Origin of the sequence: Burkholderia crassaminum (assembly GCF_964265005.1) — a bacterium.
GTDB lineage: Bacteria > Pseudomonadota > Gammaproteobacteria > Burkholderiales > Burkholderiaceae > Burkholderia.
In genome coordinates, this window is record NZ_OZ183800.1 from 1224508 (window position 1) to 1249413 (window position 24906).

25 protein-coding genes are annotated in these 24906 nt (G+C 67.4%); 19 read left to right on the forward strand and 6 right to left on the reverse strand.

Going from position 1 to position 24906, the window contains the following annotated elements; genetic code table 11:
* Window positions 1-31: 31 nt before the first annotated feature.
* The 5 genes from ACPTTF_RS22595 (at window position 32) to ACPTTF_RS22615 (ending at window position 5897) form a co-directional block, all read left to right on the forward strand.
* A complete protein-coding gene (locus ACPTTF_RS22595; RefSeq protein WP_423368285.1) occupies window positions 32-1522 on the forward strand; it encodes an aldehyde dehydrogenase in 1491 nt (496 codons plus the stop codon).
* Between the two features lie 18 nt (window positions 1523-1540).
* Window positions 1541-2503 (forward strand): VOC family protein, encoded by a 963-nt coding sequence (locus tag ACPTTF_RS22600; RefSeq protein WP_166951473.1) that lies wholly within the window; start codon window positions 1541-1543, stop codon window positions 2501-2503.
* On the forward strand, window positions 2500-3744 hold the full coding sequence (locus tag ACPTTF_RS22605) for an NAD(P)/FAD-dependent oxidoreductase (protein ID WP_423368286.1): 1245 nt from the start codon (window positions 2500-2502) through the stop codon (window positions 3742-3744). The genes ACPTTF_RS22600 and ACPTTF_RS22605 overlap by 4 nt, the downstream gene beginning before the upstream one ends.
* Before the next feature lie 30 nt (window positions 3745-3774).
* The gene (locus ACPTTF_RS22610; protein WP_423368287.1) at window positions 3775-5175 is read left to right on the forward strand and encodes an MFS transporter; all 1401 of its coding nucleotides are present in this window, start codon (window positions 3775-3777) and stop codon (window positions 5173-5175) included.
* Between the two features lie 170 nt (window positions 5176-5345).
* Window positions 5346-5897, forward strand: coding sequence for a GNAT family N-acetyltransferase (locus ACPTTF_RS22615; protein WP_423368288.1), 552 nt, complete (start codon window positions 5346-5348; stop codon window positions 5895-5897).
* 15 nt (window positions 5898-5912) lie between these two features.
* Here ACPTTF_RS22615 and ACPTTF_RS22620 read toward each other — a convergent pair whose 3' ends face one another.
* Window positions 5913-6311 (reverse strand): RidA family protein, encoded by a 399-nt coding sequence (locus ACPTTF_RS22620; RefSeq protein WP_423368289.1) that lies wholly within the window; start codon window positions 6309-6311, stop codon window positions 5913-5915.
* A gap of 95 nt (window positions 6312-6406) precedes the next feature.
* Window positions 6407-7333 (reverse strand): ADP-ribosylglycohydrolase family protein, encoded by a 927-nt coding sequence (locus ACPTTF_RS22625; RefSeq protein WP_423368290.1) that lies wholly within the window; start codon window positions 7331-7333, stop codon window positions 6407-6409.
* Window positions 7334-7510: 177 nt separating this feature from the next.
* Between ACPTTF_RS22625 and ACPTTF_RS22630 the strand changes: the two genes are divergently transcribed.
* The 5 genes from ACPTTF_RS22630 (at window position 7511) to ACPTTF_RS22650 (ending at window position 11802) form a co-directional block, all read left to right on the forward strand.
* A complete protein-coding gene (locus ACPTTF_RS22630; protein ID WP_423368291.1) occupies window positions 7511-7738 on the forward strand; it encodes a DUF3079 domain-containing protein in 228 nt (75 codons plus the stop codon).
* A gap of 194 nt (window positions 7739-7932) precedes the next feature.
* Complete coding sequence (hcp, locus tag ACPTTF_RS22635) at window positions 7933-9600, forward strand: hydroxylamine reductase (protein ID WP_423368292.1); 1668 nt, start codon at window positions 7933-7935, stop codon at window positions 9598-9600.
* 13 nt (window positions 9601-9613) lie between these two features.
* Window positions 9614-10636, forward strand: coding sequence for an FAD-binding oxidoreductase (locus ACPTTF_RS22640; RefSeq protein WP_423368293.1), 1023 nt, complete (start codon window positions 9614-9616; stop codon window positions 10634-10636).
* Between the two features lie 163 nt (window positions 10637-10799).
* Window positions 10800-11213: a PPC domain-containing DNA-binding protein gene (locus tag ACPTTF_RS22645; RefSeq protein WP_423368294.1), complete on the forward strand. Its 414-nt coding sequence runs from the start codon at window positions 10800-10802 to the stop codon at window positions 11211-11213.
* Window positions 11214-11289: 76 nt separating this feature from the next.
* Window positions 11290-11802: a DUF4274 domain-containing protein gene (locus tag ACPTTF_RS22650; protein ID WP_166951503.1), complete on the forward strand. Its 513-nt coding sequence runs from the start codon at window positions 11290-11292 to the stop codon at window positions 11800-11802.
* Between the two features lie 122 nt (window positions 11803-11924).
* Here the strand turns inward: ACPTTF_RS22650 and acnB are convergent, their stop codons facing one another.
* Window positions 11925-14510, reverse strand: a complete 2586-nt coding sequence (gene acnB / locus ACPTTF_RS22655) for a bifunctional aconitate hydratase 2/2-methylisocitrate dehydratase (protein ID WP_166951506.1) — start codon at window positions 14508-14510, stop codon at window positions 11925-11927.
* A 636-nt stretch (window positions 14511-15146) separates the two neighbouring features.
* Between acnB and ACPTTF_RS22660 the strand changes: the two genes are divergently transcribed.
* Entirely contained in the window at window positions 15147-15875 is a 729-nt protein-coding gene (locus ACPTTF_RS22660; RefSeq protein WP_423368295.1) for a BPL-N domain-containing protein, read from the forward strand.
* 11 nt (window positions 15876-15886) lie between these two features.
* Here the strand turns inward: ACPTTF_RS22660 and ACPTTF_RS22665 are convergent, their stop codons facing one another.
* Window positions 15887-16360 (reverse strand): nuclear transport factor 2 family protein, encoded by a 474-nt coding sequence (locus ACPTTF_RS22665; RefSeq protein WP_423368296.1) that lies wholly within the window; start codon window positions 16358-16360, stop codon window positions 15887-15889.
* A 212-nt stretch (window positions 16361-16572) separates the two neighbouring features.
* On the opposite strand from ACPTTF_RS22665, the gene ACPTTF_RS22670 reads away from it, so the two are divergent.
* Window positions 16573-17955, forward strand: a complete 1383-nt coding sequence (locus ACPTTF_RS22670; protein ID WP_423368297.1) for a lysozyme inhibitor LprI family protein — start codon at window positions 16573-16575, stop codon at window positions 17953-17955.
* 68 nt (window positions 17956-18023) lie between these two features.
* On the opposite strand, the gene ACPTTF_RS22675 is transcribed toward ACPTTF_RS22670, so the two are convergent.
* Entirely contained in the window at window positions 18024-18272 is a 249-nt protein-coding gene (locus ACPTTF_RS22675) for an adhesin (protein WP_166951518.1), read from the reverse strand.
* Window positions 18273-18904: 632 nt separating this feature from the next.
* On the reverse strand, window positions 18905-19339 hold the full coding sequence (locus ACPTTF_RS22680) for a universal stress protein (RefSeq protein WP_166951520.1): 435 nt from the start codon (window positions 19337-19339) through the stop codon (window positions 18905-18907).
* 366 nt (window positions 19340-19705) lie between these two features.
* Between ACPTTF_RS22680 and ACPTTF_RS22685 the strand changes: the two genes are divergently transcribed.
* From ACPTTF_RS22685 to ACPTTF_RS22715, 7 genes are all read left to right on the forward strand, one after another.
* On the forward strand, window positions 19706-21190 hold the full coding sequence (locus ACPTTF_RS22685; protein WP_423368298.1) for an amidase: 1485 nt from the start codon (window positions 19706-19708) through the stop codon (window positions 21188-21190).
* 203 nt (window positions 21191-21393) lie between these two features.
* Complete coding sequence (locus ACPTTF_RS22690) at window positions 21394-21648, forward strand: hypothetical protein (protein WP_423368299.1); 255 nt, start codon at window positions 21394-21396, stop codon at window positions 21646-21648.
* Between the two features lie 88 nt (window positions 21649-21736).
* A complete protein-coding gene (locus ACPTTF_RS22695) occupies window positions 21737-22423 on the forward strand; it encodes a hypothetical protein (RefSeq protein ID WP_423368300.1) in 687 nt (228 codons plus the stop codon).
* 119 nt (window positions 22424-22542) lie between these two features.
* Complete coding sequence (locus ACPTTF_RS22700; protein WP_423368301.1) at window positions 22543-23373, forward strand: arylamine N-acetyltransferase family protein; 831 nt, start codon at window positions 22543-22545, stop codon at window positions 23371-23373.
* Between the two features lie 87 nt (window positions 23374-23460).
* Window positions 23461-23637: a ribbon-helix-helix domain-containing protein gene (locus tag ACPTTF_RS22705; protein WP_166951534.1), complete on the forward strand. Its 177-nt coding sequence runs from the start codon at window positions 23461-23463 to the stop codon at window positions 23635-23637.
* A 1-nt stretch (window position 23638) separates the two neighbouring features.
* Window positions 23639-23989, forward strand: a complete 351-nt coding sequence (locus ACPTTF_RS22710; protein ID WP_423368302.1) for a VOC family protein — start codon at window positions 23639-23641, stop codon at window positions 23987-23989.
* A 7-nt stretch (window positions 23990-23996) separates the two neighbouring features.
* Window positions 23997-24857 (forward strand): class I SAM-dependent methyltransferase, encoded by an 861-nt coding sequence (locus ACPTTF_RS22715; protein ID WP_423368303.1) that lies wholly within the window; start codon window positions 23997-23999, stop codon window positions 24855-24857.
* Window positions 24858-24906: the final 49 nt, after the last annotated feature.

Sequence of the window (24906 nt, forward strand, 5' to 3'; positions counted from 1 at the left end):
TGTGCAGAGACAGATTTGTGGGACTTGTGACATGACTCCTTTCGATACGAGCCTCGTACCCGACGGCAACATCCTGATCGGCGGCGAATGGCGGCGCGGCCGCGGCGCGCCTTACGCGAGCATCTATCCGGCTGACCAGTCGCTGAACATGGAAGTGTCGACGGCGAACGCGGAAGATGCGGCCGAAGCCGTCGTGGCCGCCGACGCCGCATGGCGCCGCGCCGACTGGGCCGGGCTGAAGCCGCACCAGCGCGCGCAGGTGCTGTACCGCATCGCCGACCTGATCATGCAGCGCCATGAAGCGCTCGCGAACCTGCAGCGTCGCGACAACGGCAAGCCGATCAGCGAGACGCGTGTGCTGGTGGCCAGCGCCGCGAACACGTTCCGCTATTTCGCGGCGTGCCTCGAAACGCTCGACGAGGAACTGACGCCGTCGCGCGGCGACTACCTGACGATGAGCGTGTACGAGCCGATCGGCGTGATCGCGGCGATCACGCCATGGAATTCGCCGATCGCGTCCGATGCGCAGAAGCTCGCGCCGGCGCTCGCCGGCGGCAACGCGGTCGTGCTCAAGCCGGCCGAAGTCACGCCGCTCGTGTCGCTCGCGCTGGCACGCATCTGCGAGGAAGCCGGCGTGCCGAAGGGCGTGCTGAGCGTGCTGCCGGGCAAGGGCTCGGTGATCGGCGACGTGCTCGTGCGTCATCCGCTGGTGAAGAAGGTGTCGTTCACGGGCGGCACCGAAGTGGGCCGCGGCATCGCGCGCATCGCGGCCGAGAAGCTGATGCCGGTGTCGCTCGAACTGGGCGGCAAGTCGCCGACGATCGTGTGCGACGACGCCGATCTCGATCACGCGGTCAACGGCGTGCTGTACGGCATCTTCAGCTCGTCGGGCGAAGCGTGCATCGCGGGTTCGCGGCTGTTCGTGCAGCGCTCGGTGTACGACGAATTCATGAAGCGCCTGGTGGCCGGCGCCCGCAAGCTGCGCGTGGGCGATCCGACGCGCGCCGACACGCAGATGGGGCCGCTGATCACCGCGAAGCATCGCGAATCGGTCGAGCGCTACGTAGCACTCGGCCTGGAGGAAGGCGGCCGCCTGCTGTGCGGCGGCGAGCGGCCGTCGGGCGACGGTCGCGAGAACGGCTTCTTCTACCAGCCGACGATTCTCGAAGGCTTGCCGAACAGCGCGCGCATCTGCCAGGAAGAGATCTTCGGCCCGGTGCTCGTCGCGATGCCGTTCGACGACGAAGCGTCGCTGATCGCGCAGGCGAACGACAGCGTGTTCGGGCTGGCGGCCGGCATCTGGACGCGCGACTACAAGCGCGCATGGCGCATCGCGCGTGCGCTGGAAACCGGCACCGTCTGGATCAACACCTACAAGCTGTTCTCGATCTCCACGCCGTTTTCGGGCTGGAAGGAGAGCGGGATGGGCCGCGAGAAGGGGCGTCTCGGCATCCGCGAGTACATGCAGCAGAAGAGCCTCTACTGGGGCTTGAACGACGCGCCGCTGCCGTGGGCGAACTGAGCGAAGGGGAAAAACGCAATGAGCATTTTGGGAATCGAGCAGATCACGTACGGTGTCGACGATCTCGCGACCTGCCGGCGCTTTTTCGCCGACTGGGGGCTGAAGGAAGTCGAGCACGACGACACGCAAGCACGCTTCGAGACGATGAACGGCTGCACCGTGCTGGTCGTCAAGGCCGACGATCCGGCGCTGCCGCCCGCGTTCGAAGCGGGCCCGACGCTGCGTGAAGTCACGTGGGGCGTCGCGACGCAGCAGGAACTCGACGCGCTGCGCGGCAAGTTCGCCGGCCAGCCCGGTTTTTACGCACGCAAGGATGCGCTCGGCTGCACCGACCCGAACGGGATGGCGATCCGCGTCGAAGTCACGCGCAAGCGCGAACTCGGCATCACGGGCTCGCCGTCGAACGTGTGGGGCCAGACGCTGCGCGTCGACCAGCCGAGCCCGATCTATGCGCGTGCGGAGCCGGTCGAGGTCGGGCATGTCGTGTTCTTCACGAACTGCCTCGACGCGCAGGAAAAGTTCTATCACGAGCTGCTGGGCTTCGAGACGTCGGACCGCTACCCGGGCCGCGGTGCATTCATGCGCTGCGCGCCGCACGGCGGCCACCACGACCTGTTCCTGCTCGCGCTGCCGAATGGCAAGCGCGGCCTGAACCACGTCGCGTTCACCGTGCGCGACATCCACGAGGTGTTCGGCGGCGGCATGCACATCGACCGCTGCGGCTGGGAAACGCAACTCGGCCCGGGCCGTCACCCGGTGTCGTCCGCGTACTTCTGGTACTTCCAGAACCCGGCCGGCGGCCTGATCGAGTACTACGCGGACGAAGACATGCTGACGCCCGAGTGGCAGCCGCGCGAATTCGAGCCGGGCCCGACCGTGTTCGCCGAGTGGGCCGTCGACGGCGGCCTCGACGGCAACACGCGCCGGCAGAAGAACGCGAAGGCGCCGGAAGGCAAGTTCATGACGGAGCGCAAATCATGAGCGAAGAGAACACACAGGCGCAGCCCGCGCCCGGCACGGTCGTCGTGATCGGCGGCGGCCAGGCCGCCGGCTGGGTGCTGAAGACGCTGCGCGCGGAAGGCTTCGCGGGCCGTCTCGTGATGATCGCCGACGAGCCGCATCTGCCATACGAGCGCCCGCCGCTGTCGAAGGCCGTGCTGGCCGGCGACGCCGACATCGAAACCGTGCGCGTCGTGCGTCCCGACGAATTCGACGCGCTGAACGTCGAGGCATGGCAGCCGGAACGCGCCGCATCGATCGACCGTGCGCGCCGCGTCGTGACAACCGAAAGCGGCCGCGAGATCGAATACGATCGCCTCGTGATCGCGACCGGCGGCACGTCGCGCCGCCTGCCGGACGCACTCGTGAGGACCCCGAACCTACATTACCTGCGCACGCTCGACGAAGCGGCCGCGCTCGGCGAGAGGCTGCGCGCCAGCCGGCGCGTGCTCGTGATCGGCGGCGGCTGGATCGGCCTCGAAGTCGCGGCGACCGCGCGCAAGCTCGGCGTCGAAGCGGTCGTGGTCGAAGGCGCGCCGCGGCTGTGCGGCCGCTCGGTGCCGCAGGTCGTGTCGGATTTCCTGCTCGACCTGCACCGCACGAACGGCGTCGACGTGCGTCTCGGCGCGGCACTCGCATCGCTCGACGCGCAGCCGGACGATGCATCGAAGGTACGCGCGACACTCGCCGACGGCACGACGATCGATGCCGATTTCGCGGTGGCCGGCATCGGCCTCGCGCTGAACGCGTCGCTCGCGAGCGATGCTGGGCTGGCGATCGACGACGGCATCGTCGTCGACGAATTCGGCGCGACGAGCGACCCGGCGATCTTTGCGTGCGGCGACGTCGCGAACCATCACAACGGCTGGCTGAAACGGCGCGTGCGGCTCGAATCGTGGGCCAACGCGCAGAACCAGGCGATCGCGGCCGCGAAGGCCGTGCTGGGCGTGCGCGCGCCGTACGCGGAGATTCCGTGGTTCTGGTCCGATCAGTACGACGTGAACCTGCAGATCCTCGGCGACCTGCCGGCCGATGCGCGGCTCGTCGTGCGCGGCGAGCTTGCCGCGCGCCGCGCGACGCTGTTTTTCGTGGGCGAAGGACATGTGAGAGGTGTCATCGCCGTGAACAACGCGCGTGAGCTGAAGCTCGCGCGCAAGTGGATGAACCAGGGCCGGGCAGTGGATACGGAAGCGCTGGCAGACACGAGCAAGCCACTGGCCTGACCGGGCGACGAGACATAGGAGACACCCCGCATGAGCACTTTCGACAACGTCGTGGCCGGTCGCGCCACGATGGAAGCTGCCGCCTCCACGCCCGGCGCGATCATCGCGCGGCTTGAGCGGCTTCCGGCCAACGCGATGCAGCTCCGCGCCCGCCTGCTGATCGGCGCCGCGACGTTCTTCGACGGCTTCGACGTGATCACGATCGCGGCCACGCTGCCGCTGCTGATTCACAAATGGGGGCTGTCGCCGACGCAGATCGGCCTGCTGATCGCCTCCGGCGCGATCGGCCAGCTGATCGGCGCCTTCCTGTTTCCGGCGCTGGCGGAGAAGCACGGCCGCGTGAAGGCGATCGCGTGGAGCTCGGCCGTGATCGGCATCACGAGCATCGCGTGCGGTTTCGCACCGACGTTCGAGATCTTCGTGCTGCTGCGGATCCTGCAGGGCCTCGGCCTGGGCGGCGAGCTGCCGGTCGCCGCGACGTACATCAACGAGATCACGCGTGCACATGGCCGCGGCCGCTTCGTGCTGTTGTACGAGATCGTGTTCCCGATCGGCCTGCTCGTGTCGATGGCACTCGGCGCGTGGCTCGTGCCGCGCTTCGGCTGGGAGATCATGTACTTCGTCGGCGGGCTGCCGCTGATCCTGTCGCTCGTGCTCACGCGCCTCGTGCCGGAGTCGCCGCGCTGGCTCGCATCGCGCGGGCGGCTCGCGGAAGCCGGGCGTGCAACAAGCGTGTTCGAAGCGTCGGTGCGCGGTGAACTGCCGCCCGTCGCGCAGGTGGCCGCGTTCGACGAGATGGTGCGCCAGCACCCGAAGCGCCGGATGAGCGACCTGTTCAGCGCCGCGTATCGCAAGCGCACGCTCGCGGTGGCGACGTTGTGGGCAACCTGCGGGTTCATCCAGTACGGGCTGTCGACGTGGCTGCCGACGATCTACAAGAACTTCTATCACGCGCCGTTGCAGCTCGCGCTGAACCTCGCGGTGATCGGCTCGGTGATGGGCGTGCTCGGGTCGCTGGCATCGGCGCTGCTCGTCGACAAGCTCGGCCGCAAGCCGGTGATCGTGTGGTCGTTCGTGCTGTGCGCGCTGTCGCTGGCGTTCGCGGGTGTCTATCACGCGTCGTCGGTGTATGTCGTGTCGATCTTCTGCTCGCTGTCGCTCGGCCTGATGGCGTCGGGGTTCATTACCGCGTACGTCTATACGCCTGAGCAGTATCCGACGAGTATCCGCGCGTCGGGCTGCGGGCTCGGCAGCGCATGGCTGAAGATCGCATCGTTCGTCGCGCCGATGGTGGTGCCGCACGCGATCATCGGCGGGAACCTCGCGCCGGCGTTCTACCTGATCGGCATCGTGCCGCTGATCGCGGCGGTGACTGTGCACTTCGTCGGCATCGAGACGAAGGGGAAGGTGCTCGAAGCGCTTGAAGCGTAAGCGCGGCCGGCGGTAACGGATGAGGAGCGGAGGCCCGGGCGATGTCCGGGCCTTTTTGTTGTGCGGCGATCTGGTTGCCGTGGCGTGACGGCGCGTGCAAACGCGCGCGATGGCCGACTTGCGGCTTGCGTGTTCTAATTCACGATCCCGTTTTCCGACCGACTGTCGCCATGCCCCTGTTCGAACCTGTCACGCTGGATACTTCCCGCCTCGTGCTGCGGCCGCTACGCGAAGCCGACGCGCACGCCTTCTTCGAGATCTGGTCGGATGCGGAAGCCATGCGCTATTTCTCGTTCTCGCCGATGACGCACATCGAACAGGCGATCGAGCGTGTAACGCGCAACCTGAAGACGTCCGCGAGCGGGCAGGACCTGATCTGCGTGCTCGAACTGCGGGAAACCGGCGAAGCACTGGGCGAATGCGTACTGTTCCATGCGAACGAGCAATGCCGGCGCGCCGAGATCGGCTTCAGCCTGCGGCGCCGGTACTGGAGCGGCGGCTACATGCGCGAGGCGGCATCGGCGGTGATCGATCACGCGTTCGGCACGCTGCGGCTGAACCGGATCGAAGCCGATATCGATCCGCGCAACGTCGCGTCGGCGCGGCTGCTCGAACGGCTCGGCTTCGTGAGGGAAGGGGTGCTGCGCGAGCGCTGGATCGTCGGCGATGAAGTGTCGGACAGCGCGCTGTACGGGCTGCTGGCGAGCGACCGGCGCGCGTGATGCGCGGGAGCCGGATCACTTCGCCGCAGGAACGATCGCGAACGCGTCCACTTCAACCAGCACGTCGGGGTGGAAGAGCGAAGCCACGCCGACGAGCGCGCTCGCGGGCGGACAGGCGGTATTGACCCACCGGTCGCGCACCTCGCGAATCTGCGGCAACAGGCTCGAATCGAAGTCGCGGACGTAGAGCGTGAGTCGCGCGACGGACTCGAAGCCGACGCCCGCGGCACGAAGTGTAGCGGCGATGTTCCGGAACACCTGATCGAGCTGCGTCGCGTGATCGGTGCCGACCACGGTGCCGTCGGTGTCGAACGGAACGTGCCCGGACAAGTACAGCGGTTGGCCGCCTTCCACGAGTATTGCTTGCGAAATGCCGGGAATCGTGGCGCCGGGGGGATTGATTGCACGCAGCATGCGACTGTCCTCTCAGGGTGATGCGGTGGTTCGGTGCGGTCGGGTTCGACTCGCCGCGTCTGATTCACCGGTTGACCGGCGATTGCGCGATGCGCTCACGATTTCGCGAGCCAGCCCTCGACCTGTTCTTTTCCGCGCAGCGCTGCAATCCACCGGTCGGGTAACGCGTGCTCGCCGTACAGCGCGCCGGCGAGGCTGCCCGCGATGGCCGCCGTCGTATCCGTGTCGTTGCCGAGTGCGATCGCGCGCTTCACGCAGTCTTCGTAGCTGCGCGTCGACAACAGGCAATGGATCGACGACCAGAAGCTGTCGACCACGTAGCCGGACCCTTGCGGCGCGTCGAAGCGGCCATCGAGCACGACCTTCAGTTCGATCTCGTCGGTGGTGCCCGCGTAGCGCGCCAGGAGTTCGTCTTCGGCCGCGCGCACCGCGTCGGGCGCCGGTTGTCCTTCGACGATGCCCCATGCCGTCAGGCCATAGAGCGCACAGCACAGCTGCGAGCGCACGTGGCCGTGCGTGACGACACTCTGCCTGCGCGCGAGGTGGATCACTTCGTCGGGCGATGCGGCGACCATCAGTACCGGGAAGCAACGCATCAGCGAGCCGTTGCCGTTGTCGCGCTCGTCGCTGGGGCCGGCAACGGCCGGCGCCGCGCCGGCCGCCAGCGCGTGCAACGCACGCTGCGTCTGCAGGCCGACGTCGAACACGCGGCCGTCGGGCGTAAAGGCGCCGCGATGAAACCAGTCCTGCAGGTTGTGGGCGAACGTATCGAGATTCAGGTCGCGGTCATCCGACAGCGCGTCGAGCAGCGCGAGCGCCTGCGCGCCGTCGTCGCTCCAGGTGCCGGGCGGCACGCCGTCGTGTGCGCGTGCAAAGCCAGGCGGCGGCGTCATGTCGATCGCGGCGGGCGGCGGGATCGACGCCGCGTCGTGGAATTCGTACGGGACGCCCAGTGCGTCGCCGATCAGCAGGCCAAGCAGGCCGCCGCGCAGGCGGGATCGTCGGTTCGGAATGGCGGTCATCGGGCAGGGATCGGGTGGGCGGCTCGCGCCGCGGAATACCGTGCAGCCTAGACCAATCGCCCGCGCGTGCCTAGCCGATGCAGCGCCGCCGGTGCGAACGAATGCCGCATGGCCCGTGTGCGCCGGTGAACTAGAGTCGACTGGTAGCGGATGAAACGACACCGGGAAGACAAGATCATGGCCAAGAAATTTCCGCTGCATCCCGTGCATCCGGAGCGGATCTGCTGGGGATGCGACAACTACTGCCCGACGCACGCGATGCGCTGCGGCAACGGCTCCAGCCGCACGCAGCACCCTAGCGAGCTGCTCGGCGACGACTGGTATCGATACGGCGACTGGAGCATCGAAGGCGCGGATGCCGACGACGAACACGAGCACGCAACCGCGGCCGGCGGGCAGTCGTAGCGACAAGTTGCCTCACCCGAGTGCGTCCGGATTCTTGATCTGCATCACGGTTGCGAAGCGCGTGCCGAAACATCATGAAAAAAGATGCATGCACCACGCATCTTGAAGCGGGCGGGATGCCCGGCGGCCAGGAACGCGCGTTCCGCCGCCGTTCGCGCCGACCCGCGCCCCCATGATCGAGAAAGGAGAGCACCGTGTTTTGCTATCAATGCGAACAGACCGACCGGACCGGCGCGCGGCCCGGCTGCGCATCGGCGAAAGGCAACTGCGGCAAGGATGCAACGACGGCCGACCTGCAGGACCTGCTGGTCCATGCGGTGAAGGGCATTGCGCAATACGGCGCGATCGCGCGAGCGATGGGCACACCGGATCGCGACGCCGACCGCTTTGTGCTGTACGCGATGTTCACGACGCTGACCAACGTGAATTTCCACGCGGCACGTTTCGTCGCGCTGCTGCGCGAAGCGGCGCAGGTGCGCGACCGCGTGAAGGCCGCCTGTGATGTGAGTGCGCGGGCGGCGGGAACGGTCGTCCCGGCGCAGCACGGGCCGGCGATGTGGCAGCCGGCGGACGATCTGGCCGGCCTGCTGGCGCAGGCCGCGAGCGTGGGCGTCGATCAGGGGCTCGACAAGGTGGGGGCGGACATCGTCGGCCTGCGCGCGCTGGTGCTGTACGGGCTGAAGGGCGTGTGCGCGTATGCGCATCATGCGCGGGTGCTCGGCTACGAGCGCGACGATATCTACGAGGGGATCGAGGCGGCGCTCGCGTTTCTCGCGCGCGACCCCGCCGACGTCAGCGCGCTGCTCGCGCAGGCACTCGAACTCGGCCAGCTGAACCTGACGGTCATGGAGGTGCTCGACAGCGCGAACACCGGCCGTTTCGGCGCGCAGCAACCGACTGCCGTGCGCGTGTCGCCGGTAGCGGGCAAGGCGATCCTCGTGTCGGGCCACGATCTCGGCGATCTGCACGCGCTGCTCGAACAGACTGCGGGCACGGGCATTCATGTGTACACGCACGGCGAGATGCTGCCGGCCCATGCGTATCCGGTGCTGAAGGCCTTCCCGCATCTCGTCGGCAACTACGGCGGCGCATGGCAGGACCAGCAGAGCGACTTCGCGCATTTCCCCGGACCGATCCTGATGACGTCCAACTGCATCATCGAGCCGATGCCGCAGTATCGTCAGCGGATCTTCACGACCGGGCCGGTCGGCTGGCCGGGCGTGCGCCATCTCGAGCATCATGATTTCTCGATGCTGATCCGCGCCGCGCAAGCGCTGCCCGGGTTCCCGGCCACGGCGCCGGAGCAGACGATCACGGTCGGTTTCGGCCGGCACGCGGTGCTCGGTGTCGCGGACAAGGTCATCGACGCGGTCAAGGCCGGACAGATCCGCCATTTCTTCCTGATCGGCGGCTGCGACGGCGCGGCGCCGGGCCGCAACTACTACACCGAGTTCGCGGAGCAGGCCCCCGACGATACGGTCGTGATGACGCTCGGCTGCAACAAGTACCGCTTCAACCGGCATGCGTTTGGCGATATCGGCGGCATTCCGCGCCTGCTCGACCTCGGGCAGTGCAACGACAGCTACTCGGCGATCCGGATCGCGACGGCGCTGGCCGACGCATTCGAATGCGGCGTGAACGACTTGCCGCTGTCGCTCGTGATCTCGTGGTTCGAGCAAAAGGCGGCGGCCGTGCTGCTGACGCTGCTCGCGCTCGGCCTGCGCAACATCCGCCTCGGGCCGACGCTGCCGGCCTTCGTGACGCCGGGCGTGCTGGCGGTGCTGGTCGAGCAGTTCGGCATCCAGCCGATCGGCGACGCCGGCACCGACCTGGCCGCGTCGCTGGCGCGCCGGGCCGCTTGAGCGGGATCGTTCGATGACTTATCGCATCGAGATCACGACACGCGACGGCGAGCGCTTCGGCTTTGGCTGCGACGCCGGGCAGGATCTGCTGTCGGCGGCGGCCGACGCCGACATCACGCTGCCGTCGCAATGCCGGCGCGGAAGCTGCGGCGCATGCCAGGCGACCGTCGTCGACGGCGCGTACGAGATGCCGCCCGACAGCGCCGGCGTGCTGCCGGCCGGCCAGCGCGGCGTGGTCCTGCTGTGCCGGACCACGCCGCGCGGCGATCTGCGGGTCGCCGCGCCGTACGACCGGACCAAGGTGCTGCTGCATCCGGTGCCCGTGCGCACCGCGCGGATCGCGGCACTTGAGACGATTGCGGCCGACACGTTGCGCGTCGAGCTGCAGATCGAACCCGACGACGCGTTCGGCTCGGCCGCGGAGTTCGAGCCGGGCCAGTTCGCGGAACTCGAGGTGCCGGGCAGCGATGTGCGCCGCCCGTATTCGCTCGCGAACACGAGCAACTGGGACGGCCGGCTCGAGTTCCTGATCCGGTTGCGGCCGGGCGGCTGGTTCTCGACCTACCTGCGCGAGCGTGCGCGGCCGGGCGATCCGCTGACCGTGCGCGTGCCGATGGGCGGCTTCGGGCTGTTCACGGACAGCCTGCGGCCGCGCTGGTTCGTCGCGGGCGGCACGGGGCTCGCACCGATCCTGTCGATGCTGCGGCGCATGGCCGAATTCCAGGAGATGGCCGACGCGCGGCTGTTCTTCGGCGTCAATCAGGAAAGCGAACTGTTCATGCTCGACGAGTTGGCGCGCTTGCAGGTCGACCTGCCGCAGTTGCGCGTCGATCTGTGCGTGTGGCGGCCGGGCGGGGAGTGGAGCGGGTTGCGCGGCACACCGGTCGATGCGTTGCGTCTGGCGCTCGCGCAGCACGACGGGCTGCCCGACATCTACGTGTGCGGGCCGCCGCCGCTCGTGCAGGGCGTGCGGGAGGTGGCGATGACGGCAGGCGTGCCGGATGCGCAGTTCGCGAGCGAGCGTTTTACTGTTTGATGTCGATGTCGATGTCGATGTCGATGTCGATGTCAATGTCGATGTCGGGGGCGGGGGCGGGGCGACGCCGGCGCGCCATGCTCCCGGGCGCGGGTGACTTGCCGGAATCACGCCACAAACGTACCCTTGGTCGACCCCCACCACCATCGGCAGGTGCTCGACCATGCAAGCCCTCCCTTTGCGTCTTTCCCCCGGCGACGACCTGCGCGCGTCGATCGAGCACGCATTGCGTCAGCACGACGCGCACGCGGCATTCGTGATCCAGGGCATCGGCAGCCTGAGCGTCGCGCAGTTGCGCTTTGCCGGTGCCGACGTGCCGACCGAGCTGCGCGGCGACCTCGAAATCCTGACGCTGGCCGGCTCGGTATCGCCGCACGGCGCGCACCTGCACATGTCCGTTTCCGATGTGGTCGGCCGCGTATCGGGCGGCCATGTGGCCAGCGGCTGCATGGTGCGCACGACCGCCGAGATCCTGATTGCCGTGCTTCCCGCGCATCGCTTTGCCCGCGAACCCGATCCGCACACCGGCTTCAACGAACTGGTGATCCGCCGCGAGCCGGGCGGCGAGGGCGCGTGAAGGTCGCGAAGCGGCGCTAGAATCGCCGGTCATTCGACGCGTTTCCGCCATTCATCCTTCCGCGAGGGCCCCATTCATGGATGATTCCGAAATCGAACAAAAGGCGTGGGATATCGTCCGCACCTGGCTCGAGGGCGCGACGCCCGAGCAATGGCACCGCTTCGCCGCGCGCTCCAATTACGACGGCAACGGCCGCGCGCTGCGCTGGCTGCTCGACAACCGCAGCATCGATCGCGCCACCGCGCTGCTGATCTACTGGAATCTCGGCGCCGCGTGGTTCGTGCAGTACGCGAACGAAAGCGACCTGGGCGATGCGTCGTATCAACTGGACACGTTCCGGCTGCTGCGCGAAATCGAGCAGCGTTACGCGGAAGGCTTTTACGCCGATCACGGGATCTGGTTCGATCCGCATGACTTCGAGGGCGCGGGCCCGGACGACTATCCGGACGTACCGGTCGCGCGGCCGGTTCCGGCGCTGATGCTGAAGCCGACCGACGGCCGCGAGTATGTCGATCTCGACGAGATGGAAGGGTACGACGAAGGCTTGCCGTTCGACGTCGCCGACCGGCTTTACGCGCTTTACGACTGACCGGGCCGGGCCGGAAATTCGTTCCGGCGCCGGATAAAAAAATGGCGCCGCGGGCATTCAGCCTGCGACGCCATTGCGTGGTGCCGTGACGTCAACCGCCCGTCACAGCCCGCTGCGCGTGCTTACAGCTGCACGGTGTCGGCCACTTCCTTGAAGTCTTCGATCTGGTCGAAGTTCATGTACTTGTAGATCTTGTCGCCGTTCGCGCTGAGCACGCCCATGTCGGCCATGTACTCGTCCTTGGTCGGGATCTTGCCCAGACGCGAGCAGATGGCCGCCAGTTCCGCCGAGCCGAGGTACACGTTCGTGTTCTTGCCGAGGCGGTTCGGGAAGTTGCGGGTCGACGTCGACATGACCGTCGCGCCTTCGCGCACCTGAGCCTGGTTACCCATGCACAGCGAGCAGCCCGGCATTTCGGTACGCGCACCGGCCGTGCCGAACACACCGTAGTGACCTTCTTCCGTCAGCTGCTTCTGGTCCATCTTGGTCGGCGGCGCGACCCACAGCTTGACCGGGATGTCGCGCTTGCCTTCCAGCAGCTTCGACGCGGCACGGAAGTGACCGATGTTGGTCATGCACGAGCCGATGAACACTTCGTCGATCTTGGCGCCGGCGACGTCCGACAGCGTCTTCACGTCGTCCGGGTCGTTCGGGCATGCGACGATCGGCTCGTGGATGTCGGCGAGGTCGATCTCGATCACGGCCGCGTACTCGGCGTCGGCATCCGGCGACAGCAGTTGCGGGTCGGCCAGCCACTGCTCCATCGCCGCGATACGGCGCTGCAGGCTGCGCGGATCCTGGTAGCCCTGCGCGATCATCCACTTCAGCAGCGTGATGTTGCTGTTCAGGTACTCGATGATCGGTTCCTTGTTCAGGTGCACCGAGCAACCGGCGGCCGAACGCTCGGCCGACGCATCCGACAGCTCGAACGCTTGCTCGACCTTCAGGTCGGGCAGGCCTTCGATTTCGAGAATGCGGCCCGAGAAGATGTTCTTCTTGCCTTGCTTGGCGACCGTCAGCATGCCTTGCTTGATCGCGTACAGCGGGATCGCATTGACGAGGTCACGCAGCGTGACGCCCGGCTGCATCTTGCCCTTGAAGCGGACCAGCACCGATTCCGGCATGTCCAGCGGCATCGTGCCGGTGGCGGCCGCGAACGCGACCAGGCCCGAACCTGCCGGGAAGCTGATGCCGATCGGGAAGCGCGTGTGCGAATCGCCGCCGGTGCCGACGGTGTCGGGCAGCAGCATGCGGTTCAGCCACGAGTGGATCACGCCGTCGCCCGGGCGCAGCGCGATACCGCCACGCGTGCTGATGAAGTTCGGCAACGTCTGGTGCGTCTTCACGTCGACCGGCTTCGGATAGGCGGCGGTGTGGCAGAACGACTGCATCACGAGGTCGGCCGAGAAGCCGAGGCACGCGAGGTCCTTCAGTTCGTCGCGGGTCATCGGGCCGGTGGTGTCCTGCGAGCCGACCGAGGTCATCTTCGGTTCGCAGTACGTGCCCGGGCGCACGCCCTGGCCTTCCGGAAGACCGCAAGCGCGGCCGACCATCTTCTGCGCGAGCGAGAAGCCCTTGCCGCTGTCGGCCGGCTGGTGCGGCAGGCGGAACAGCGTCGACGGCGCGAGGCCCAGTGCCTCACGTGCCTTCGCGGTCAGGCCGCGGCCGATGATCAGCGGAATGCGGCCGCCGGCGCGCACTTCGTCGAACAGCACGTCGGACTTGACCTGGAATTCGGCGATCACGTTGCCGTCCTTCAGCGCCTTGCCTTCGTACGGGCGCAGTTCGACCACGTCGCCCATTTCCATCTGCGACACGTCGAGCTCGATCGGCAGCGCGCCGGCATCTTCCATCGTGTTGTAGAAGATCGGGGCGATCTTGCTGCCGAGGCACACGCCGCCGAAGCGCTTGTTCGGCACGAACGGGATGTCTTCGCCGGTGAACCACAGCACCGAGTTGGTGGCCGACTTGCGCGAGGAGCCGGTGCCGACCACGTCGCCCACGTAGGCGACCAGGTGCCCCTTTTCCTTCAGCGATTCGATGAACTTGACCGGGCCGCGCTTGCCGTCTTCTTCCGGCGTGATGCCCGGGCGTGCGTTCTTCAGCATCGCCAGCGCGTGCATCGGGATGTCCGGGCGGGTGGTGGCGTCCGGGGCCGGCGACAGGTCGTCGGTGTTGGTTTCGCCCGTCACCTTGAACACGGTGATGGTCAGGCTTTGCGGCACTTCCGGACGGCTCGTGAACCATTCGGCGTCGGCCCAGCTTTGCAGCACGGCCTTCGCGTGCGCGTTGCCCTTGTCGGCGAGTTCCTTGACGTCATGGAACTGGTCGAACATCAGCAGGGTTTTCTTCAGTGCTTCAGCGGCGACGGCAGCGACCGCTTCGTCGGACAGCAGCTCGATCAGCGGCTGGATGTTGTAGCCGCCCAGCATCGTGCCGAGCAGTTCGGTGGCGCGTTCGCGCGAGATCAGCGGGCTGGCGGTCTCGCCCTTGGCCACGGCGGCCAGGAAGCCGGCCTTCACGCGGGCGGCTTCGTCGACGCCGGCAGGCACGCGGTAGGTGATCAGTTCGAGCAGCGTCTGCTCTTCGCCGGCCGGCGGGTTCGCCAGCAGTTCCACCAGTTCGGCGGTCTGTTGAGCCGTCAGCGGCAGGGGAGGAATACCGAGCGCGGCGCGGGCGGCCACGTGAGCACGAAAGTTTTCAAGCATGGGGAGACCTGCTGATATTGCGTTTGAGGGGAAGGCCTTGCCGGCACTCCGGGCTGTTCCAGGCACTGCTTTGAGCGGGATTCTAATCTCAATGCTCTATAACGTCAAATGTCTTATGTCTTATATAAGAGTTGAGGCTCGCGACGCGGGAAAGCTCGGTGGAGCGGGGGAGTGGGTGTTTTCCGACGTGTTGCGGAGGCTTGCTTGGGGGCGGATGCAGGCAAGGTGTTTCGGGTGGTTCTGGCGGTGACCGGGAGGCGCGGCGGGCGGCGGGGTGCCCGACTGCGATCCGGGCGCGTCCGTTCGGGTCAGGTGCCTTCGGCGTCGACTTTGGCTGCTGTCGTGCGAGCCGACGCGAACCGTTCGAGGCCGCGACCGGCGAGGTGCGCTACCGATAACGAAGCCCCGGGAGCCCGGTTGCCGACGGCGCATATATCTGTACAAGCACGCAAGAAACGTTACACACAGGCCGCTTTGGCGCGCCTACGCTCTATTGCGCGCGACTTTCAGTCTGTTTTCAAAAGACGGCGCGGGCATCGGTGCTGCCGGTCGCCCCGTCGTGGAATGTCCCGGAGGGCCGCGAGCCCTCAAATCCCGTCGATCAAGCACATGCGAGCCAGAGAATCGATTTTCGTAGTGGCGTCCCTCGTCGTGGCGTCGGTCGTTCATGCGGCCACGGCCGACGCCGAGGCGCGTGACTCCGCCAGCCGTCCCGTCGCGCTGGTCTATCGCGGCCCGGCCGCATGTGATGGCTGCCCCGAGTCGATTGCGCAGCGCCTGCGTGAATCCGGCCACAAGTTCAGGGTGATCTACGTCGGGCCGGCGGAAAAACTCAAGATCACGCCAGCCGTCCTGGCAGGCGCCGCGCTGTATGTGCAGCCCGGCGGCGGGCAGGACATTCCCGGCGCGGCGGCCAGCATCGGGAAAAATTCGATCGAGGCCGTGCGGCAATACGTATCGAACGGCGGGCGCTACCTGGGCATCTGCATGGGCGCCTACCTGGCGGGCGACCCGGGTTTCGGGCTTGTCGCCGGCGAGGTCGACTCCGAGGTCGACCGGCCGCGCTCGACACTTCACGGTATCGCGGACACGGTGACGCCGGTGGTGTGGCGCGGGCAGAAGCGCTGGATCTACTTCCAGGACGGCGCGATGCTCCCGGACGCCCCCGGCGCGGTCGTGCTGGCGACCTATCCGAACCGCGATATCGCAGCCGCGACCTATCGCTACGGCAAAGGACGCGTCGGGCTCGTCGGCCCGCATCCCGAAGCCGACGAAAGCTGGTATCGCCAGTACGGTCTCAGGAATCCGGACGGTGTTCTGCCGGACATGGCGTACGACCTGATCAACGCGACGATGAAGCAGTAAAGGTGCGCGAGCTACTTCCGCCGTGCGCGATACGCGTCGAGATTCTTCCGTGCCTGCGCGCGGATCGCGCGTTGCATGAAAGGCGTCCAGCCGAGCAGGGCGCCTTTCAGTCCAAGCGCCTGACGTGCCCAGCGCCACAGGTCGAAGCTGTCGCGATGCTCGACGATGCGCCCGTCGCGAAACCGGAACCGTGCGTCGATCCGGTTGACCACCATCCGGCCGGTCGTGGTGAACCGGTAGTGGGCGATCCACTCGGCGCGCCCGGCCTGCTGATCCGCGTCGACGTCGCCGAACGTCAATGAAAAGTCCTGCGCACGCGCGACCAGCATGCGCCACATGTCGCGAGCGAGGTCGCCGCGCAGCTCGCCGAACGCGGGATCGCTGAAGACGACGTCATCCGCATAGCAGGCGAGCATCGCGTCGACGTCGCGTTGCTGGAACGCCGTGTAGAAGCGCTGGATCAACTCGGTGTGCGGATGGTTCATCTGTTGATTGGCTGTCGTTGTCGATGAAGTGGCGTGTCGTCGCGGCGGCCCGATGACGGGCAAGCCACTGTAGCGGAAATCGCACAGGCTGTCGCCCGTGTGCGACGACCGCGGCCGGCTGTTTCGCCGGCCGGTCAATTGGTGGACAATCCGGCGCGGGAGGCCGCCCGCGCCTCGTCCGCAGAGCCAGCGTCGACCGTCGAGACCGATCCATGACATTCCGCATTGAAGCGCCGTTCCGGCGCGCGTTGTTGCTCGTGCTGCTCGCCGTTGCATCCCGATCTTTCGCCGCGGGGCTCGACTGTGCGCATGCAGGCAGCCCGACGGAACAGGCCGTGTGCGCGTCGAACGACCTGCGCCTGGACGACGGCAGGCTGTCGGCCTTCTACCGGAAGCTGTCCGATGCGTTGCCGCAGGGGCCGCGCGCCGCGTTGCGCACCGAACAGCTCGGCTGGCTGAAGACGCGCGACCAATGCGGCGCGGATCGCGGCTGTATCGAACAGCGTTATCTGTCGCGGATCGGTGATCTGCAGACGCGGCTGGTGACGGTGCTCGCGTACCGCCCCGACGCCGAAGACAAGGCCGCGCTCGACGATTTGCGTGCGCTCGTCGACCAGGCGCGCCGGACGGATCCGATTTCGCCGGTCGAGCAGGTCGTCGAGCGGCTGCGGGTCAGGACGGCGGTCGCGCAGTTTTCCAGCGCGTCCGACGACGGGCAGGACGCGGCGTTTCCGACGGCCCGGCCCCACGACGTGACGGCCGACGAATGGAAGGCGTTGCACGCGTCGCACATCGACGCTGGCGACACCGTGACGCGTGCGTTCTACACGCTGATCGACCTCGACGGCGACGGGCAGCGCGACCTGGTCATCGAATCCGCGGCGGAGGGGACCGGCCTGTGGTCGTCGGTCGACGTATGGCGCCGCAACGGCGGCCGGTTCGAGGTGCCCGCCAGCTCGAACGAGGCGCTCGATCGCAACCTGTACACGACGAACGGCCGCGGCGCGAATCAGGCGGCGGATTGGGTGCGCCTGCGCGGGCGCGTCTATGCGCTGTATCGCGACAGCCACTACGGCGTGGACGAGTATTACCTGCTGCGGCCGTTTACCGTCGTCGACCGGGTGCCGAAGCTGACGGTGCATTATCGCTACCGGCTGTCGGTGCCGATCGAGCAGCGCGACGACGGCAAGGCCGGTGCGACGACGCTCGACCGCACGCTGCATGCGGCTCTCGAACGGGCGTTGCGCGACGTGAGCGACAGCACCGCGCGCGATGCCGGCTCCGACACGCCGCTGTGTCCGATTCCGGCTTCGGTGCAGGGCGACGATCGCAGCGAGTACATGAGCTACGGGCCCGGTCACTACACGATCGAGATCGTCGGCGACATGCCGGTCCGGGTCGGCGGCACGTGCTACATCGGCCGGCTGATCGACTGGTTTGGCGGATACGGCAAGGACGGCCTGTTCGCGCAGATGGCGATACGCGTGCCCGGCAGCGACGCCGATCGCGAGCAGACGTTCACCGTGAACGGCGTGCGGGCCGTCACATCGGTCGCGGCGTCGATCGAGAAAATGACGGTGAACAGCGGGAATTGACGCGGAGGTACGCGGCTTCGGTTCGGCCGGTCCGGCCCGAACGATAGCGGCGCGCCGCCCGACGCGCGTCAGCGGTTCGCCAGCGCGACGTCCTGGTTGCCACGCCCGGTCACCAGGCAACCCGACATGAATGCCTCGCTCTGGCTGCCGGCTGCTGCGTCGCCGAAACCTCGGCCGAGCGCGTCGGCCTTCACCTGCGCGGCGCCCTGTTCGCAGGCAAGCGGGCTCGCGTCATGCCCCTGCGCATGCAGGACCGCGCGATCCGCGATGAGATAGGCCAGCAGCGCAAAAACGGCGATATGTACGGCTCGTCTCATGATTCGTCTCCTCGTCGCTCAAGCGTAACGCGGACTCATCTGACGAAGCACTTGGGGGTTCCCCCGGTAAACGTCTGCTGAAACGAGGCGGGCCGGGTGATCCTGTCCCGTTTTTTCGAGTCTTGGGGGCGGAACGGGGGCGCGGCTTCAATGCGGCCGACAGGCGGAACCGGACGTGCGGCGAGCTATTCGCGCAACGGTTTTCAGCGCGACAGGCACGCGATTCGCGCGAGTTTGACGAATGTCAGGATACGGGTGGCAGGGGGCGGTCGCGCAACCGTTCAAAGCGATAGCATGAATGCATGATTTGACGGAACGAGATCGCGGAGGAATGCATCGGGTCCGGCAAGCAGGTGCGTGTTGAACATCGCTGTTGAAATAGTGAGGAATCCAAATGCTTAACGTCTCTTCCGTCCTGATCAGCCTCGCCCCGATGTGGGCCATCCTGCTCGTCGCATCTTCGGCAGCCGCCTATTTCGTGTTCTGGCGCAAGGTCATCGACTAAACGCAGCGGGAAGGCCGGTGCGCGTGTGGGCGGTAACGCAGTAACGCGCACGGGTGTCGCATCGCTCGCTGCAAACCTGCGGCCCGTCAGCGAACGGCCGTCGACGCGCTGCCGCGCGTCATCCCCGTCATTGCACGGCCGTGACCGGCACATTCGAAATCCGCACGAGCCGGCTCATCACGCTGCGGCGGAACACCGACATCAGCGCATGCAACGGATCGTGCCGCGGCGCGACGACCACGATCTCGTCGCACCCTGTCTCCGCCGCCACGGTCGCGATCGTATCGGCCACCGGGCCGACCTTCATCACGACGCTGTACTTGACGCCGGCTTCCTGCAGGATTCGCTCGGCCATGGCCAGATCGTCGGACGCAAACTTCTCCTCGATCGAACGCAGCCGCGACAGCGGATGGTAGGCCTCTAGCCGCGTCGATTCGAGCGGTGCCTGAACGTTGATCAGCACAATCTCCGACGCGCACCGTTCGCGATACAGGAATGTCGCGTGGCGAACCGCCTGAAGCGAGCGGGGAGAGTGGCCGACCGGAACCAGCAGCTTGAGCATGAACGTTGTCCAGGGAACGAGATGATTCCAGCGTAGCGCCCCGCCGGGCCGAACGATCTAAAGAGAACGGGCGACCGCGTAAAAATGTCGTTAACGCGCGCCGCTTCGTGCCGCGCCTGATAGAAATATAAGAAATTTAAGTTTATGCGCATAAACGATTTCATCGGCGGGGGCGGCACATGCGAAGCTTGGCCCGTCGCCCCGATTTAGTCGGAACCGCAATGAATCGCGGCGGAAAATATCGGAGGTCGCCGATTCGGCGTCGCGTAGAGTAGTGCATCGGCCGCGGCGCGGCCCCTCCCGGCCGGCTCGGGAGCGACCGCCGCCATGCGGCCCGCCATTCCATCCGACTACAGGAGACTCCGCATGCCGCACGGCGCCCCGCAGCTTCTCGCTCCCGCTTCCATCCCGGTCGACCCGATCGTGCGCCTGTCGGCGGGCGAACTCGCGTCGGCGATCCGCAGCAAGGCCGTGTCGTGCGTCGAGACGATGCGCGCGTATCTCGATCACGTCGAGCGCGTGAACGGCGCGGTCAACGCGATCGTCGCGCTGCGCGATCGCGACGCGCTGCTCGCCGAAGCCGCGGAAAAGGATGCCACACTGGCGCGCGGCGAGTACCACGGCTGGATGCACGGGATGCCGCAGGCGCCGAAGGATCTCGCGATGACGAAGGGGCTACGGACGACCTACGGCTCGCCGATCTTCCGCGAAAACGTGCCGCAGGCCGATTCCGTGGGCGTCGCGCGGATGCGCGCGGCCGGCGCGATCTTCATCGGCAAGACCAACACGCCCGAATTCGGGCTCGGCTCGCATACGTTCAACGAAGTCTACGGCGCGACGCGCAACCCGTACGACCTGACGAAGAGTGCGGGCGGCAGCAGCGGCGGCACGGCGGCGGCGCTCGCGTCGCGGATGCTGCCGGTGGCGGACGGCAGCGATTTCGGCGGTTCGCTGCGCAATCCGGCCGCGTTCTGCAACATCTACGGTTTCCGCCCGTCGCAGGGCCGCGTGCCGCGCTGGCCGGGCGTCGACGTGTTCGTGCAGCAACTCGGCATCGAAGGGCCGATGGGCCGCACGGTCGGCGACGTCGCGCAGCTGCTCGCGATCCAGGCCGGCTATGACCGCAACGATCCGTTGTCGCTCGCGGAGGATCCGGCCGTTTTCGCGCAGCCGCTCGACGCCGACCTGCGCGGCAAGCGCATCGCATGGGTCGGCGACTGGAACGGTTATCTCGCGACCGAAGCCGGCGTGCTCGCGCAGTGCGAACAGGGGCTGGCGACGCTGCGCGAGATCGGCTGCGAGGTCGATGTCGCACTGCCGGCGTTTGCGCCTGACCGGATCTGGCGCCTGTGGCTCGCGCACCGGCACCTGCTGTCGGGCGGCGGGCTGCTTGCGCACTATCAAGACCCGGCGCGGCGCGCGCTGCTGAAGCCCGAGGCGATCTACGAGGTCGAAGGGCTGCTCGCGATGCAGGGCGCGGCCGTATTCGAGGCGAGCGTCGAGCGCACCGCGTGGCATCAGGCCGTGCTGAGCTTCTTTGACCGCTACGACTTCATCGCGGCGCCGACCGCGCAGGTGTTCCCGTTCGACGTCGATCAGCGCTGGCCGAAGGAGATTGCGGGCCGTGAGATGGATACCTACCACCGCTGGATGGAAACGGTCGTGCCGTGGACGCTGGCCGGCTGCCCGGTGATCAGCGTGCCGGTCGGATTCAACGACGCGGGGCTGCCGATGGGGATGCAACTGATCGGGCGTCCGCGCGCGGATCTTGCCGTGCTGCAGCTCGCGCGCGGCTACGAGCAGGCGGCCGACCTAGTCGGGGGGCGGTTGCCGGCGTGGATGGCTGCGTAACGCCGCGCTGGCTAGCCGATAGCTGATAGGCGGAAGGCGGAAGGCGGAAGGCGGAAGGCCGAAGCCGAAGCCGAAGCCGGTTGCGGTGGGCAGATGGAGAAGCGGGCGGCGCGAAGCCGCCCGTTTTGCTTCGATTCTCGAACGTGTGTTTCGTAGGTGCGCGTCACGTCGCGTTCGGACGTGTCGTGCGACGGTATGGCGTCATGTCATTGACGCAGGACAGCACGTTCCGTGTCGCTGCTGTTCCGGTCGCAGAAGCGTTCGCTGTGCAGTGCGACACGCGCGACGGTTGGCGGATCACCTCCGGCATCACCTGCGAGAGCCCGCAACCGCCGTCATTGATTGATGCGGCGCGAGAACGAATGTCGGTGCGCGCCTGGAAATCGCACGGCAACCGCGGACGAATCTCCTCAAGCACGTACGCCGGTCGCCGAATTGCAAGCCGCCGCACCGCGTGATTTCGTTTCGATGTGTTTCAGTCGTTGCGGCCGCGCGCGGCGCGCTTCGACAATATCGGCCTTGATCAATCGGGCACGAGGAAAACACATGAAGCAGATTCGCGCGACGGGCCGGCACCTGGCCACGGCAGGCATCGCGTTCGGCATCCTGGCAAGCGGTGCTGCACACGCGCAGCTCGACCTGCAGTCGCTCGGCGCATCGCTGCTCGGCGGCGGGCAGCAGCAGGCGGCGCCCGCGCAGGGCGGCGTCGCGCAACTGCTGCAGGCCTATGTCGGCGCGAACCAGCAGGTGCTGACCGGCCAGTCTTCGCTCGCGTCGGCGATGGGGCTCACCGGCGCGGCCGGGCAGGCGCAGCAGGCCGCGAGCCAGCTCGCCGGCGGCGATGCGCTGACGCCGGCTGCGCTGTCGCAGATGGGCGGCGCGCAGCAATCGGTGTCGCAGGCGCTCGGCCAGGCGTTCGCGAGTGGTGGCGCGACGCACGGGCCGATCGACAAGCAGGCGTTCAGCAACGGCCTCACGTCGCTCGGGCAGGGGCTCACACAGTATTCGCAGTTGCAGTCGGGGCTCGGCAATCTCGGCTCGACGAGCGCGGCATCGCTGTTGCAGTCGGGCCTGAATCCGCAGAACATGCAGGCTGCGTCGTATATCGCGCAAAGTGCGCCGGGCCAGTTGCAGTCGCTCGCGACGACCCTCAGCCAGGCTGTGCAGTTCGCGACGAGCCAGGGTATTTCGGTGCCGTCGGTCGCATCGTCCGCGCTGAAGCTGCTGCCGTAACGTTGCGCGGGGCCGCGCGCGGCGGCGCCCGCCTCGCGCGCGACGCCGAAGATCGCCCTGCCCAACATGGGGATTTCGCGCGATGTTATCGTGGCGTGTCCCTTTTTCGGTGCAGGTTCATGACTGACTCGTTCGACCTCTCGCGCTATTTCTCCCGCATCGGCTACGACGGCCCGGTCGAGCCGACGCTCGACGTACTGCGCCGGCTGCACCTGCTGCACCCGCAGGCGATTCCGTTCGAAAACCTCGATCCGCTGACTGGCGCGCGCGTCGCGCTCGACCTGCCCACGATCGTCGACAAGGTGCTCGCGCATCGCCGCGGCGGCTACTGCTTCGAACTCAACAAGCTGTTCTACACCGCGCTCACGACGATCGGCTTTCGCGTGACGCCGATGATCGCGCGCGTGCGGTGGATGCTTCCGCCGGAAGTCGCCTCCGCGCATACGCACATGCTGCTGCGCATCGATCTCGACGGCGCGGCCTGGCTCGCGGACATCGGCTTCGGCAGCGCGACACTGACCGCGCCGCTGCGGTTCGTGCCAGACGAGCGGCAGCTGACGCCGCACGGCGTATTCCGCGTCGTCGCCGCGCCGGTCGACGGTGAATTCGACGTGCAGATCGAGACGCCTGACGGCTGGCAGACCACCTACCGCTTCCAGCCGAAGCGGGTCGAATGGATCGATTACGACGCTGCGAACTGGTTCACGTCGACGTATCCCGAATCGATCTTCCTGCATACCCTGATCGCATGCCGCGTGCTGCCGGACGGCCGCGCCGCGCTGCGCAACACCACGCTGACGATCCGCGATGCGGCGGGCGCCGGGCGCTCTGTCACGTTCGACGATGCGGCTGCATGGGGCGCGTGCCTGCGCGACACGATCGGCATCGATACGACGGGATTCGATCTCGACGCGCTGTTCGCGCGGCTGGCGGCGCGTGCCGCGACGTAAACCGGACTCACGATAGCCCATCGCGGCCCGCGCACGCGGGACGCGTCCGCGCTTGATTTTTGCTAGATTGCTAGCATACTAGTTCCCATGACCGACGAAGAAGTGAAGCAATTCAACGTGTACCTGCCGCTGAGCCTGATCCGGCAGGTCAAGCATCGCGCCATCGAAACGGAGCAATCGCTGTCCGCGCTGGTGGCCGATGCGTTGCGCGCGTACCTGGCCGCGCCGCAGCCGGGCGCGGGGCCGTCCACCGAGGAGGAGTGACATGTCATCCGAGCGAATCGAAGCCGTGTACCTGACGACGCACAACTGGGGCAAGTCGGCGAAGTTCTTCCAGGCGCTGGGCTTCACGCTGGAGTTCGAAACCGATCACAACTCGGGCCAGCTGCGCAGCGGCGACGGCCCCTTTCTGTTCATCGCCGAAGTGCCGCCAAGCGAGACGCCCGACATGCAGGTCGTGCTCAAGGTGCCGGACGAGCAGGCGGTGCAGCCGCAGCCGATCGTCGACGTCGTCACGCCGTTCGAGGACACGCACTGGGGCACGCGCGACATGACCGTGCGCGACCCGGACGGCCGTGTATGGCGCCTGCAGGCGCCGGGCCGGCAGGGCGCGTGAGGCCGACATGACCGATACCCGCGAAAGCGCCCCCGACAGCACCGCCGCGCGCGTCGCGCTGTGGCGTGCGCTTCACGTCGAACTCGACGCGCCGCCGCATGTGCTTGCCGACGAAGTCGGGCTGCAATTGCTCGCACCGGCACCCGGCTGGCAGCAGCGCGGTGACATGGATGCGCAGTTCACGCGGCCGTTCCGCGCGTCGATCGTCGCGCGGGCGCGCTTCATCGAGGATCGGGTGGCCGAGCAGGCGGCGCGCGGCGTGAGCCAGTACGTGATCCTCGGCGCGGGCCTCGACAGCTTCGTGCAGCGCCGGCCCGACATGGCGTCGCGTGTGACCGTCTTCGAGGTCGACCCGCCGGCGCCGCAGCGCTGGAAGCAACGGCGCCTTATTGAGCTGGGCTTCGGCGTGCCCGACTGGCTGCGTTTCGTGCCGGTCGATTTCGAGGCGAAACAGTCGTGGCGCGCGGCGCTCGTCGGCGCGGGCTTCGATGCCGGCAAGCCGGCGGTCGTGGTGTCCACCGGCGTCAGCATGTACCTGACGCGCGAGGCGAACGCGGCCGCGTTGCGCGAAGTCGCATCGCTCGCGCCGGGCTCGACGCTCGCGATGACGTTCCTGCTGCCGCTGGAGCATGCGGATCCGGACGTGCGTCCGGGGCTGGAAATGGCGGCGAAGGGCGCGCGCGCAAGCGGCACGCCGTTCATCAGCTTCTTCATGCCGGCGCAGGTCCAGGCGCTCGCGATGGAAGCGGGCTTCACAAAAACCGAGCACGTTTCGGCCGCCGAACTGACGCGCCGTTATTTCGCGGATCGTCCGGACGGTCTCAGGCCGCCGAACAACGCGGAGGAACTGCTGGTTGCGACGATCTAGCGTCGCGCGCACGAAAACGGGCACGTGTGCGGGTTCCGGTCACGCCGGA

Coding starts and splice junctions, on each gene's coding strand:
- acnB (WP_166951506.1), bottom strand. CDS start 14,510: ATGCTTGAAAACTTTCGTGCTCACGTGGCCGCCCGCGCCGCGCTCGGT.
- ACPTTF_RS22595 (WP_423368285.1), top strand. CDS start 32: ATGACTCCTTTCGATACGAGCCTCGTACCCGACGGCAACATCCTGATC.
- ACPTTF_RS22610 (WP_423368287.1), top strand. CDS start 3,775: ATGAGCACTTTCGACAACGTCGTGGCCGGTCGCGCCACGATGGAAGCT.
- ACPTTF_RS22605 (WP_423368286.1), top strand. CDS start 2,500: ATGAGCGAAGAGAACACACAGGCGCAGCCCGCGCCCGGCACGGTCGTC.
- ACPTTF_RS22710 (WP_423368302.1), top strand. CDS start 23,639: ATGTCATCCGAGCGAATCGAAGCCGTGTACCTGACGACGCACAACTGG.
- ACPTTF_RS22675 (WP_166951518.1), bottom strand. CDS start 18,272: ATGAGACGAGCCGTACATATCGCCGTTTTTGCGCTGCTGGCCTATCTC.
- ACPTTF_RS22630 (WP_423368291.1), top strand. CDS start 7,511: ATGGCCAAGAAATTTCCGCTGCATCCCGTGCATCCGGAGCGGATCTGC.
- ACPTTF_RS22670 (WP_423368297.1), top strand. CDS start 16,573: ATGACATTCCGCATTGAAGCGCCGTTCCGGCGCGCGTTGTTGCTCGTG.
- ACPTTF_RS22600 (WP_166951473.1), top strand. CDS start 1,541: ATGAGCATTTTGGGAATCGAGCAGATCACGTACGGTGTCGACGATCTC.
- ACPTTF_RS22715 (WP_423368303.1), top strand. CDS start 23,997: ATGACCGATACCCGCGAAAGCGCCCCCGACAGCACCGCCGCGCGCGTC.
- ACPTTF_RS22665 (WP_423368296.1), bottom strand. CDS start 16,360: ATGAACCATCCGCACACCGAGTTGATCCAGCGCTTCTACACGGCGTTC.
- ACPTTF_RS22620 (WP_423368289.1), bottom strand. CDS start 6,311: ATGCTGCGTGCAATCAATCCCCCCGGCGCCACGATTCCCGGCATTTCG.
- ACPTTF_RS22685 (WP_423368298.1), top strand. CDS start 19,706: ATGCCGCACGGCGCCCCGCAGCTTCTCGCTCCCGCTTCCATCCCGGTC.
- ACPTTF_RS22705 (WP_166951534.1), top strand. CDS start 23,461: ATGACCGACGAAGAAGTGAAGCAATTCAACGTGTACCTGCCGCTGAGC.
- ACPTTF_RS22640 (WP_423368293.1), top strand. CDS start 9,614: ATGACTTATCGCATCGAGATCACGACACGCGACGGCGAGCGCTTCGGC.
- ACPTTF_RS22625 (WP_423368290.1), bottom strand. CDS start 7,333: ATGACCGCCATTCCGAACCGACGATCCCGCCTGCGCGGCGGCCTGCTT.
- ACPTTF_RS22695 (WP_423368300.1), top strand. CDS start 21,737: ATGAAGCAGATTCGCGCGACGGGCCGGCACCTGGCCACGGCAGGCATC.
- ACPTTF_RS22615 (WP_423368288.1), top strand. CDS start 5,346: ATGCCCCTGTTCGAACCTGTCACGCTGGATACTTCCCGCCTCGTGCTG.
- ACPTTF_RS22650 (WP_166951503.1), top strand. CDS start 11,290: ATGGATGATTCCGAAATCGAACAAAAGGCGTGGGATATCGTCCGCACC.
- ACPTTF_RS22690 (WP_423368299.1), top strand. CDS start 21,394: ATGTCATTGACGCAGGACAGCACGTTCCGTGTCGCTGCTGTTCCGGTC.
- ACPTTF_RS22700 (WP_423368301.1), top strand. CDS start 22,543: ATGACTGACTCGTTCGACCTCTCGCGCTATTTCTCCCGCATCGGCTAC.
- ACPTTF_RS22645 (WP_423368294.1), top strand. CDS start 10,800: ATGCAAGCCCTCCCTTTGCGTCTTTCCCCCGGCGACGACCTGCGCGCG.
- ACPTTF_RS22680 (WP_166951520.1), bottom strand. CDS start 19,339: ATGCTCAAGCTGCTGGTTCCGGTCGGCCACTCTCCCCGCTCGCTTCAG.